Genomic DNA, 11,594 nt, shown 5'->3' with positions numbered 1-11,594 from the left:
TCTTTTTAAAAAAGGAGTGTTTTTAAAGGGTTATGCTGTTTGAGAAAATATCAATGCCGGGGAAATAAAAGGGCCCCATCAAAGATCTTTTCAACCCGATTCTGGACATGGTGTCCAATGAATCAGGTGAACAGCAGAATTTAAGAAAAGGAGAAAAAAGATGAAAAAGATGTTGCTTGTAGCACTCGTTGCAGTCCTGGGACTGGCTTTCACAGTTCCTGCTTCTGCATTTGAGAGTGAGTTTGGTGGTTATTGGCGTACACGGATGTTTACCAATGATAATTTCTCTGGTACAGATTCTGATTCAAGCCTGGATAATTCTAAGATTGATACAAGAACCCGTCTTTATTACACAGCTGTCCTCAACGACAACCTCAAGTTCGTCAACAAGTTTGAGTGGGATACCACTTGGGGTGACAATGTAGGTGGTGACATCGGTACTGACGGAAAAATTTTAGAAATCAAAAATTCCTATGTTGACGCAACCTTTGGAATGGTCAACGCCAAGATCGGTCAGCAGGGTCTGGTACTTGCCCGTGGTTTTATCTTTGATGATGACTACTCTGGAATCAATCTTACTGTAGCCGGTGCAACCTCTTTGGTTTACATGAAGATAGACGAGTCTGATACCACAAACATGAACGATGACAACCAGGCCTTTGTTGTTGCCCACGCTATTAAGGGTGACGGCTTCACTGTAACACCCCTTGCCCTCTATGCTGACCTTGAGGATAGTAGCTATACCTACATGATTGGTGTGGATGTGGATGCCAACCTTGGTGCTGCTTCTGTCTGGGGTTCTTTCTACTATGAGGGTGGTAATTATGACCCCACAGACGTAGACCAGAGCGCTTACCTCCTTGCTGTTGGTGGTAACGTAAACCTTTCCGACATGGTTGGCCTTCATGGTCAGGTATTCTACGCATCAGGCGATGATGATCCCACTGATGATGATGCCGAAGCCTGGACCGAGGTTGGTGGTCAGTCCTACTACTGGTCAGAGATCATGGGTTTTGGTGTTTTTGATGATGTTGTATCAAATGGTTCCCCTGCAGATAAAGTCTCCAACATCACCGCTATTAACCTTGGAACAACCATCAAAGCTTCTGAAAAACTCTCCTTTGATGCTGACGTATGGTATGCAATGCTGGCTGAAGATGATGTAAACGGTGAAGATTACCTTGGAACAGAAATTGACCTCAAGGCAACTTATATGCTGATTGATGGCCTTAAGCTTGAAGTCATTGCCGCCTATCTGTTTGCCGGTGATGCAACCTACAATGGTTCAGATGATGATGATCCCCTTGAGTTTGGTACACAGCTGAGCCTCAGCTTCTAAGGATAACGCGTTATCGCTTAGAATCGTTGAGTGAAATTTGGGCCGGCCGGGAAGCAAGATTTCCTGGTCGGCCTTTTTTTGTCGTTTCCCCTAGGTATTGAATCTTTAAATCTGTCCCTCCATTCAATTTATCCTTTATTTTTACACTGCGATTGTATAGCTTGATTCAAACTTCATGGATCAACTAAAAAATAAGGAGTGGTAAATTGAGCAATAAGCGTGGAATCTTTTCTGTTGTGGCTGGCGTTCTCTTCTTTTGTTGCATTAATTTCAGTCCGGTTCTGGCCCAGCAGGCTAAAACCATTGCCATCTTTCCCTTTGAGGTGCTGGCCCAGGATGACCTTGCCTTCCTCGGCAAGGGGTTGACCCGGATGATCAGTTCAAGAACCGGGGATTCGGGTGAAATTCAGGTTCAACAGCGGCAGAAGAGTCTTGATTCCTTTGGTATTGAACTGGGACCGGAAGTTCTGGAAAGCCTCAGCACGAGTCAGGATTTTGCCGGGTTGGATTATTTTGTGAGTGGAAGCCTCACCGTTATGGGAACCACGGTCAGCACCGATGCAGAGCTGATTGATGTCAAGCAGGGCAGGGTGGTCTGCACCTTCCACGAATCCGGCACTTCCCATCAGGATCTTGTCCGCCATGCATCCGTTATTGCCGAACGGATGAAAACCATTATCCTGGGGGGACCCATTCCACAGGTCACGCCTGAAACCTTTGGTTCAACCGGATCTGCCATGCTGGAAAAGCGTGGCAAAAGCCAGTCAATCCCTTTGCCCGCATCCGCCCTGTCTCAAACGGCTGTAACCGGGCCGGTTGCAGCGGGGGCGGTTTTCCGGAGCCGGACCTTTGATACCCGGTTCTCCGGTGTTGCCTGCGGGGATGTGGACGGCGACGGTCGTTCTGACCTTGTGCTCATGGACGAACATTCGATCAATTTTTTCTCCTTTGAAAACGGGACCCTGGTTAAAAAAGGGGAGTTCCAGGGCCGGCATTACGAGACCTTCAAGGCCGTGGATGTGGCCGACGTGAATAAAAACAAGGTGGCAGAGATCTTTGTCACTTGCGTGGATAGAAAGGCAAAGGTGACCTCCCTTGTCCTGGAGTGGCAGCAAGGGGCGTTTCAAGCCCTTGTCAAGGATAGTAGCTGGTACTATCGGGTTGTCCGGGTAAACGGCGATAAACAGCTCTACGGCCAGGAGGGAGGGTATTCTGAACCCTTCAGTGGGGGTGTGTCTGCCCTTGACTGGGACGGATGTGGTTATGGGCGACAAACTGCCGTTTCTCTGCCCACTGGTGTGGATATCTTCAGCTTTGTAAAGGGCGATTTCCTGGGAAAGGGAGCCGACCAGACCCTGTGGGTTGATCCTGGCGGAATTGTTAACCTGAGCGCTTCAAATGGTAAGATTGAATGGACAAGTCCTGACTCGTTCGGTTCAACTCCCCTGTTTCTTGGCGAAAGGGCAGGCCAGGATCTGGAGGATCAAGAAAGAATTTACATCAATTCAAAGATGGCCGCCGCAGACCTTGACCGCAACGGACAAAGTGAGGCCATCCTGGTCCACAACCGGGATCAGTCAAGGGGTTTTCTGGGCAGGTTCAGAAAATTTACCGCAGGTTCCGTAAAGGCCCTTTCCTGGAATGCTGCCGGCATGCAGACATTGTGGGAGACCGAACAGGTTAAGGGCTGCATTGCTGACTGGGCCCTTGAAGACCTTGACAATGACGGCAGGCCCGAGCTCATCTACTGCATAAACCTTGACAGTGGTACCCTTTTAACCAAAATACGATCCAATGTGGTAGTGGAAAAAATAGAGTAGGATCGACTTCTTTTTCAGTGGATAGTCTTATCCTGTCTGAAATTTCCTGATTTTTTTATCCTGGCTCCAGGTGGGCGGTGAATTGTTTCTATCGTATAACGGTGTTTTGGTGATAAAACGCTTGACAACGATGGGATCGATTGTTATGGCATAGCAAAGGGTTTACATTTTATCTGCAACCCATGGATAAAATGTAAAATTAAGGTGGCAACTGTCTTTGACCGTGGTGCTCAACCGATCATGGAATAGTAAGGTCAGGGGCGTTTGCTGAGGCCAATGATGTTTGTCTTTTAAGAAAAGGGGAAACGTATGAAAAAGATGATGCTGGTGACCGTTCTATTCTGTTTTATGGCAGCATTCGCACTTCCGGCAATGGCAATTGAAGTTGATTTCAGCGGCAGCTTTGAGGTGGAAGGCATCCTCAACTCCAGTGAAAGGATGTATGATGATGATAAAACAAGTGATTTCAGGCAGATGCGGTTGCGTGTTCAGACCGAATTTACCGTCACCGATGATTTAAAGCTCATCACCCGGTTTGACGCCCTTGAAAAGGTTCTCTCATCTAAGGATTCGGCCTTTACCACAACCTATAACGACACTGGCTGGGATTCAGATGCGGATGATGACAACATCGATTTTGACCGGGCCTATATTTCCTGGAAAAGCCCCATTGGTCTGTTTGAGGTGGGCCGCATGATGGGCGTTGTCTGGGGAACCAGTTTCTGCGATGATGAATCAGATACCGACAGGATCAAGTATGTGCTTCCCATTTCCATGGGAGAGGGCAAGCTGTACATCGGTGTCGTGGCTGAAAAGGTAACAGAAAACGACAAGGGCCCTCTGGTCAGTGAAGCAGATAATGACAAATACTACATTGGTGCAACCTATGTTGCTAAATCCTACAGGACCGGTCTTTTGTCTGCGTTTTACAATTTTAAAACTTTTCAGGATCCGGGTCAGTCATTGGCAACTGAAGTCTATTACGAAAACTATGTACCAGATTCTGCTACCACCTTAGACCCTGCAATGAGTGTTACAGAAGCATTGACTGTTTTTGGGACAAGGGGGCAGACCTGTGAGGGACAGGTTTTTCTCCTTGCACCCTATTTTGAAGGTAAATTTGGTGATTTTTCCCTCACCACCGAGCTTGATTATGTGTTTGGTACCACCGAGTATCATGTGGATGGTGTAGATGATAAGGACGTCCGAGGGTTTGGTTATTTTGTAGAGGGCGGTTATGATTTGGGTCCTGCAACCTTTCAGCTCGGCTTTGCCCATTCAAGCGGTGATGCCGACTATACAGACGACAAGATCGAGTCCATGGGATTTGTCTCACCAGGCGTTGACTGGGCGAAACTGCTGATTCTCCATGATGACGTAACCGGCTTGAACAACACCCTTGCCGGTGGCCTGGGCAACCATGTGGGTGATGGGTTTGGATCACCCTCAACCGCCATGTGCGACGGCTACCAGGTGCTCTATGCCGGTGTTGACTATGCCGTAACAGACACCATCTCCCTGGGTCTCATCGCAGGCATGTCCTGGGCCGATGAGGTTCCCGACGGCATGGATTACGATGACGATCAGGGGGTTGAGTATGATGCCTCGTTTACCTGGAACCTTACGAAAAACCTTCAGTACAAGGCCATTGCAGCCTACCTTGACGGCGGTGACTACTGGAAGACAAGGAGAACGGGTACTGTTGACCCTGATATCGATCCCAATATCTACACCCTCTATCACAAGCTGATCCTGACCTTTTAATCCTATCCCACAATTTGTTGATCAGGCAAAAAGCCCTGGAAGAGAAATCTTCCAGGGCTTTATTATTTAGAATACCCTTCCTTGACAGGTTGTACTGTTATTTTAACAGTTAAGTGTTCTTATATGATAGCATTGTTCTTTAAAATTAAGTACTTGACAACATCCGAATCCAGTGTTTATCTCCGATCAGTACACTGTGAAACAACTGTTCTAAGAGAAACCGTTGTTTTGAAATAAAATATTTTATTGAAAAGGAAAAAAAGATGAAAAAAATGATGTTAATGGCCCTGGTTCTGGCCGTTGTTGCAGGGGGTACTCTACCGGCAACGGCCATGGAGGTTGATTTCAGCGGCAGTTTTGAACTGGAGGGAATTCTCAACTCCAGTGAAGGAATGGACGAGGACGATGCCACCAGTGACTTTCGCCAGATGCGGCTGCGTGTCCAGACCGAATTTACCATCACCGATGATATGAAACTCATCACCCGGTTTGACGCCCTTGAAAAGATTTTATCATCCAAGGATTCGTCCTTTACCATAACCCAGAATGATACGGGCTGGGATTCAGACGATGATGATGACAATATCGATTTTGACCGGGCCTATCTCTCCTGGAAAAGCCCCATCGGCCTGTTCCAGTTGGGCCGCATGGAAGGGGTCACCTGGGGCACGAGTTTCTGTGACGATGAGGCCGATACTGACAGGATCAAGTATATTCTTCCCATCGCCCTTGGGTCGGGAACCTTCTACCTGTCGGCTGTGGCTGAAAAGGTCGGTGAATACGACAAGGGCACAGAGGACAGTGACGAGGACAATGACAAGTATTATATTGGTGCGACCTATGTTGCCAAAACTTACAGGACCGGTCTTTTGACGGCACTTTACAATTTTAAGACCTTCCAGGATCCGGGTCAGGCGCTGGCAACCGAAGTTTTGTACGCATACAATAAGTCAGATTCTGATACCTCTCTAAACCCCGCAATGAGTGTTACAGAAGCATATTCTCTGTATACGACAACGGGGCTGAGCTGTGAGGGGAAGGTCTTTCTCCTTGCCCCCTATTTTGAAGGAAAATTTGGTGATTTTTCCTTCACCACTGAGCTTGATTATATCATTGGTACCATAGAGTATGACACGGATAATGCGGATGACAAAGACCTCGAAGCATTTGCCTATTTCGTTGAAGGCGCCTATGATATCGGGCCTGCAACGGTTCAGCTGGGGTTTGCCCATTCCAAGGGAGATGCCGACTATACCGATGACAAGATCGGATCCATGAGCTATGTCTCTCCAGGCGTTGACTGGGCCAAACTGTTGATCCTCCAGGATGATACCACGGGTATGAACACCACCCTTGCCAACGGACTTGGCAACCATGTGGGCAATGGATTTGGATCAGCTTCAACCGCCATGTGTGACGGCTATAAGCTGCTCTATGCCGGTGTGGACTATGTTGTGACCGATTCGATTTCCCTGGGGTTCATCGCCGGCATGTCCTGGGCCGATGAGGTTCCAGACGGCATGGATTACGATGACGACCAGGGCGTTGAGTATGATGCTTCGTTTACCTGGAAGCTTACGAAAAACCTTGAATACAAGGCTGTTGCCGCCTATCTTGACGGTGGAGACTATTGGAAGACAAGGAGAACAGGAGCTGTTGAATCTAATATTGACCCTGAGATTTATACCCTCTACCATAAGCTGACCTTGACCTTTTAAAAACCAAGCAAAGCTTAAGTTAAGTAAAAAAAGCCCTGGAGATAAAATCTTCCAGGGCTTTTTTAACGGGTTTGAATTTAAGGTTGGTTACCAGAATTTCCAGAAGGGTTTGTCTTCTTTTTCCCTTTCAGGGAGCTCGGCCGGGTCAGGTTCTGCGGTGCCGGTTTCAAAGGATTCATCTGATTCAACACCATCATAGGGATCCGGGCTGTCCTTTTTCCAGAATTTCCAGAAGGGGGTGTCACCCGTTCGTTTGGGTTGTGGGTCGTCTGTTCCCCAGAATTTCCAGAAGGGCCGGTCTCCGGACGCCTCATCCCCCAGACCATTGACTTTGGGCATGAGCTTTTCAGGGTTCTCCCGGGTGTTAAATGCTGCCACCTCGGGTTCCGGAGGCTTGATGGTTTCAAGGGCCGCTGTTTTCCGGTCAAACAGGCTGTGGTTGATCTTTGCGGCAAGGATGTCAAGCTGGGGAATGATCTCGTCAACAGTGGCTGCCTGGCCGAAAAAGGTTTGAATGGTCTGGGTTTGTGTTTTAAACACCGTGGTATCAACGCTGAAGGCCCCGGCAAATTCTGTGATGCTGCCCGAAAGAACATAGTCTGCCTCCAGGGTTGAAGCCGTTTGTTCCATGGAGGTGCCCGGCAGGTCGGTACCCTGGGGTTCGGCAACCTCCACCCGGTCCTTCCAGGAGAGTCGTGATGTCAGCATCTGGCGGATGCCGTGGCCCATGTATGCAAGGTCGGTCTTTGAATGGATCTCAAAGGGAAGGATGGCGATGCGTTCCGGGCCGGCACTGGCCGGGAGTTGAACGAACAAGAGGGCTGCTGCCAATACCGGCAGAAAAAAGATGTTGCCGACAAGGGTGGAATTAAAACGCTTCAATTGATGAACTCCCTGGCTATGGTTTTATTTGAGCCTTTGTTTAAGGATCTGGGTGACGATCTTGGGGTCGGCTTTACCCCGGCTCTTTTTCATGATCTGGCCCATGAAAAAGCCCATGAGTTTGGTCTTTCCGCCCAGATAGGATTCGACTTCATCGGGGTTGGCCTTTAACACCTCTGCAACGATGGTTTCAAGTTCACCCTGGTCAGACACCTGTTCCAGTCCCATCTCCTCCACGATCTTTCCGGGCCCCTCGCTGGTTGTCACCATGCGGTCAAATATGGTTTTTGCAGCATTGGCATTTATCTTACCGGCTTCAATCAGTTTTAAAAGTTCGGCAAGGGCGTCGGCGGTGATGGGCAGGGAGGTAATGGTCGTCTCCTGGTCCTTTAGCAGGGCAAGCACCGGGCCCATGATCCAGTTGGCGGCAAGCTTTGGCTCGTTGATCTCCTTGGCCGTTTGTTCAAAAAAGTCGGCAAGGGCGATTGAGGATGTGAGTACCGATGCATCATAGGCGGTCATTGCATAGTCGTCCATGAACCGCTGGCGCTTTGCATCGGGAAGCTCAGGAAGGCTTTGCCTGACCTCCTCCATCCAGCGGTCGTCAACGATGAGGGGGACAAGGTCAGGTTCCGGAAAATAGCGGTAGTCGTGGGCCTCTTCCTTGCTGCGCATGGACACGGTTTTATTGTTGGCCGTATCCCAGAGGCGTGTCTCCTGGATCACCTCTCCGCCCTCTTCTAATACATAGGTCTGGCGCTGGATTTCATAGGCAATGGCCTTTTCAACGTTCCGGAATGAATTAAGGTTCTTCAGCTCAGTCCGTGTGCCAAAGGCCTTACGGCCCACCGGCCGCAGGGAGATGTTGGCGTCACACCGAAAGCTTCCCTCTTCCATGTTCCCGTTGCAAACCCCGATGTACCTGACTATGGCGTGGAGTTTTCTCAAATAGCTGCCGGCCTCCTTGGGGGTCCTCAGGTCAGGCTCGCTCACGATCTCAACCAGGGGAATTCCCGTTCGGTTGAGATCCACCATGCTCCTGGGGCGGTCAGGGTCGTGGATCAGTTTACCTGCATCCTCTTCCATGTGGATGCGGGTGATGCCGATGCGTTTTTCCGATCCGTCGTCAAGTTCAATGGTCAGGTGGCCGTGCTCAGCAATGGGGGCTGCAAACTGGGTGATTTGATACCCCTTTGGCAGATCGGGGTAAAAGTAGTTTTTCCGGTCAAACCGGCTCTCGTTTGCCACCTTGCAGTTGGTGGCAAGGCCCGTTCGTATGGCATAGGTGACGGCCTTTTTGTTAAGAACCGGAAGCACCCCCGGCATTCCCGTGCATACGGGACAGGTGTGGGCGTTGGGAGACGCGCCGAAACCCGTGGAGCAGGAGCAGAATATTTTTGTCTCAGTGTCAAGCTGGGCATGGACTTCAAGCCCGATTACAGGTTCAAACTGCATAAAAATGTTATTCCTGTGTCTGGCTGCTCTCGCAGCGTTAACAATTTTTTGATTTAAGGTCAATCCAATAATTTGGCCCTGTTTGTTTTCAACAAACCCTATATAGCGTCAATGATTTGATTTATCAATATTATTCTTTATGCTATATTGTCTGTTTCTTGAATGCAACCATGGCGGTAACCTGGGTGTTAACGGGTTGCAAGCGTTGAATAAAGTAGAATTAAGCAACAAGAGGGTAATAGCGGATGGATTTTTTTTTGTGTGTGATCGGTATGGTAATGATAGTGGAGGGGCTTCCCTATTTTGCCTTTCCCCAGCGGATGAAGGAGATGGTTCAGGTGCTCCTGGGACTTCCTGAAGGCGTGTTAAGGCGGTTCGGGTTCATGCTCATGTGCATTGGGCTTGTGGTTGTTTACCTTGGAAGGAGTCTTGTCTGATGTATCGTTTGTCTGACTATTGCTACAACCTTCCCCAGGAGAGAATTGCCCAGACTCCCTGCCAGCAGCGTGACGGCTCAAGGCTTCTGCGCCTTGACAGAAAAAGCGGTGATGTGACCCACCACGGGTTCCAGGATCTGGTAACCCTCTTGAACCCCGATGATCTTCTGGTCATCAACAACACCCGGGTGGTGCCTGCAAGGCTCATGGGTAAAAAAACCACGGGGGGGGTTATAGAGGTGATGATTGTCGATTATGCAGCCGGTTTAAATTGCCTTGCCGGCAACGGTTATTTCCAGTGCGATTGTCTGGTAAGGGCTTCGAAAAGCCCTAAGATTGGTGCAGTCCTTGAGCTTGGGGATGAGATTACTGCCAGGGTTCAGGCAAGGAAGGGCGGACTGTTTGAACTTAAGTTTTCCTGTGCCGGGGATGTGGTCCAGGCCATCAAACGCCACGGTCAACTGCCCCTTCCCCCCTATATTCACCGCACCAACGGTCTTGAACCCGGGGACGAGACAGATTATCAGACCGTTTATGCCGCAAACGAGGGGGCCGTTGCCGCCCCCACGGCCGGGCTTCATTTTACCGATACCCTCATGGAGACCCTCAGGGCAAAGGGCATCGAGTTCTGCGAGATCACCCTCCATGTGGGATATGGTACCTTTGTTCCGGTCCGGGTGGACGATATCCGGGAGCATCAAATACACAGGGAGTCGTTTGAGATTTCAGAAGCTGCCGCCGCTGCAGTCAACCGGGCCAAGAAGGCGGGTAGAAGGGTGGTGGCCGTGGGAACCACAAGTGTCAGAACCCTTGAGTATGGTGCCGATGAAACCGGGCTGATCCACCCCGGCAGCGGCGTGTGCGATCTCTTTATCTATCCGGGTTATAGGTTTAAGCTCATCGACGCCATGATCACCAATTTCCATCTTCCCGAATCCACCCTGCTCATGCTCGTGTCTGCCTTTGCGGGAAAGGATCCAATTTTCAGGGCCTATGGGGCGGCCATTCAATCAAATTACCGATTTTTCAGCTATGGCGATGCCATGCTTATTGATTAAGGATATTATGCTGACATTTGACATCATCAATCAATCCCTGGAAAGCCGGGCACGGACCGGGCGGATCACAACGGCCCACGGGGTGATTGAAACACCCATCTTCATGCCCGTGGGAACCCTTGGCACGGTCAAGGCTGTTTCTGTTGAGGAGCTCAAGGCCTGCCAGGCCCAGATCATTCTGGGCAATACCTACCACCTTTATTTAAGACCCGGGTGTGAGGTGATGGCCCATATGGGCGGTCTTCACCCCTTCATGAACTGGGATCGGCCCATTCTTACCGACAGTGGCGGGTTTCAGTTTTTTTCCCTGGCAAAACTTGCAAAGTTCAAGGATGAGGGCGTCTCCTTCCAGTCCCACATTGACGGCTCCCGTCACCTGTTCACCCCGGAACGGGCCGTTGAGATTCAGTCCATCCTTGGATCGGACATCATGATGTCCCTTGACTGGTGCATGGGGTATCCTGCCACGCGAAAAGAGGCCATGGGCGCCCTTGAAAAGACCACCCAATGGGCCGAACGGGGCAGAAATTTCTGGATTGAACAGGGTCGGGTCAACAATTTGTTCGGCATTGTCCAGGGTGGCATGTTTGCCGATTTAAGATCGATTTCAGCCCGACAGCTTGCCGACCTTGATTTTCCGGGCTATGCCATCGGCGGGTTGAGCGTTGGTGAACCCACGGAACTGATGTATGAAATGGCCGACCACACCGTGCCCCAGCTTCCCCTTGAAAAACCCAAATATGTCATGGGCGTTGGAACGCCCGAGAACCTTGTGGAGTTGGCAGGCATGGGGGTTGACATGTTCGACTGCGTCATGCCCTCAAGAAACGCCAGAAACGGCCAGCTCTTTACCTCCACCGGTACCATGAATATCTCCAATGCAGCCTTTAGGCTTGATGAGTCACCCCTTGATGCCGAGTGCTCCTGCTACACCTGCCAAAACTATTCCAGGGCCTACCTGAGGCATCTTTACAAGTCCAGGGAGCTCCTTGCCTATCGGCTGAACACCATCCACAATCTTCACTATTACCTTGACCTTATGCACCAGATGCGTAATGCCATTAATCAAGGCCGGTTCATGGCCTTTAAACAGGAATTTTATCGAAAAAGGGAGCGTTGAT

Annotated in this window: 9 protein-coding genes; 7 read left to right on the top strand and 2 right to left on the bottom strand. The window is 49.9% G+C overall.

What is annotated here, in order from left to right; all coding sequences use genetic code 11:
- The first annotated feature begins 160 nt into the window (after positions 1-160).
- From HRM2_RS15545 to HRM2_RS15530, 4 genes are all read left to right on the top strand, one after another.
- Complete coding sequence (locus HRM2_RS15545) at positions 161-1,339, top strand: hypothetical protein (RefSeq protein ID WP_015904992.1); 1,179 nt, start codon at positions 161-163, stop codon at positions 1,337-1,339.
- Between the two features lie 206 nt (positions 1,340-1,545).
- Positions 1,546-3,159 (top strand): FG-GAP-like repeat-containing protein, encoded by a 1,614-nt coding sequence (locus HRM2_RS15540; protein ID WP_041273312.1) that lies wholly within the window; start codon positions 1,546-1,548, stop codon positions 3,157-3,159.
- Positions 3,160-3,468: 309 nt separating this feature from the next.
- Complete coding sequence (locus HRM2_RS15535) at positions 3,469-4,923, top strand: hypothetical protein (protein WP_015904990.1); 1,455 nt, start codon at positions 3,469-3,471, stop codon at positions 4,921-4,923.
- 263 nt (positions 4,924-5,186) lie between these two features.
- A complete protein-coding gene (locus HRM2_RS15530) occupies positions 5,187-6,641 on the top strand; it encodes a hypothetical protein (protein ID WP_015904989.1) in 1,455 nt (484 codons plus the stop codon).
- An 87-nt stretch (positions 6,642-6,728) separates the two neighbouring features.
- Here the strand turns inward: HRM2_RS15530 and HRM2_RS15525 are convergent, their stop codons facing one another.
- Both HRM2_RS15525 and gatB read right to left on the bottom strand, forming a co-directional pair.
- Positions 6,729-7,523: a hypothetical protein gene (locus tag HRM2_RS15525; RefSeq protein ID WP_015904988.1), complete on the bottom strand. Its 795-nt coding sequence runs from the start codon at positions 7,521-7,523 to the stop codon at positions 6,729-6,731.
- Positions 7,524-7,547: 24 nt separating this feature from the next.
- Complete coding sequence (gatB, locus tag HRM2_RS15520; protein WP_015904987.1) at positions 7,548-8,978, bottom strand: Asp-tRNA(Asn)/Glu-tRNA(Gln) amidotransferase subunit GatB; 1,431 nt, start codon at positions 8,976-8,978, stop codon at positions 7,548-7,550.
- A gap of 245 nt (positions 8,979-9,223) precedes the next feature.
- Between gatB and HRM2_RS15515 the strand changes: the two genes are divergently transcribed.
- The 3 genes from HRM2_RS15515 to tgt are packed head-to-tail and all read left to right on the top strand — an operon-like array spanning position 9,224 to position 11,593.
- Positions 9,224-9,415 (top strand): DUF2065 domain-containing protein, encoded by a 192-nt coding sequence (locus HRM2_RS15515; RefSeq protein ID WP_015904986.1) that lies wholly within the window; start codon positions 9,224-9,226, stop codon positions 9,413-9,415.
- On the top strand, positions 9,415-10,473 hold the full coding sequence (gene queA, locus HRM2_RS15510) for a tRNA preQ1(34) S-adenosylmethionine ribosyltransferase-isomerase QueA (RefSeq protein ID WP_015904985.1): 1,059 nt from the start codon (positions 9,415-9,417) through the stop codon (positions 10,471-10,473). The genes HRM2_RS15515 and queA overlap by 1 nt, the downstream gene beginning before the upstream one ends.
- Positions 10,474-10,480: 7 nt before the next feature.
- The gene (gene tgt, locus HRM2_RS15505) at positions 10,481-11,593 is read left to right on the top strand and encodes a tRNA guanosine(34) transglycosylase Tgt (protein ID WP_015904984.1); all 1,113 of its coding nucleotides are present in this window, start codon (positions 10,481-10,483) and stop codon (positions 11,591-11,593) included.
- The last annotated feature ends 1 nt before the right edge of the window (position 11,594 follow it).

The organism is Desulforapulum autotrophicum HRM2 (genome assembly GCF_000020365.1).
Taxonomy (GTDB): Bacteria; Desulfobacterota; Desulfobacteria; order Desulfobacterales; family Desulfobacteraceae; genus Desulforapulum; species Desulforapulum autotrophicum.
This window is presented reverse-complemented; position numbering and strand designations above follow the sequence as displayed.

Excerpts from the sequence above, each read along its gene's own strand:
- HRM2_RS15545 (WP_015904992.1), top strand. The coding sequence starts at position 161 with ATGAAAAAGATGTTGCTTGTAGCACTCGTTGCAGTCCTGGGACTGGCT.
- HRM2_RS15535 (WP_015904990.1), top strand. The coding sequence starts at position 3,469 with ATGAAAAAGATGATGCTGGTGACCGTTCTATTCTGTTTTATGGCAGCA.
- HRM2_RS15530 (WP_015904989.1), top strand. The coding sequence starts at position 5,187 with ATGAAAAAAATGATGTTAATGGCCCTGGTTCTGGCCGTTGTTGCAGGG.
- gatB (WP_015904987.1), bottom strand. The coding sequence starts at position 8,978 with ATGCAGTTTGAACCTGTAATCGGGCTTGAAGTCCATGCCCAGCTTGAC.
- HRM2_RS15515 (WP_015904986.1), top strand. The coding sequence starts at position 9,224 with ATGGATTTTTTTTTGTGTGTGATCGGTATGGTAATGATAGTGGAGGGG.
- queA (WP_015904985.1), top strand. The coding sequence starts at position 9,415 with ATGTATCGTTTGTCTGACTATTGCTACAACCTTCCCCAGGAGAGAATT.
- tgt (WP_015904984.1), top strand. The coding sequence starts at position 10,481 with ATGCTGACATTTGACATCATCAATCAATCCCTGGAAAGCCGGGCACGG.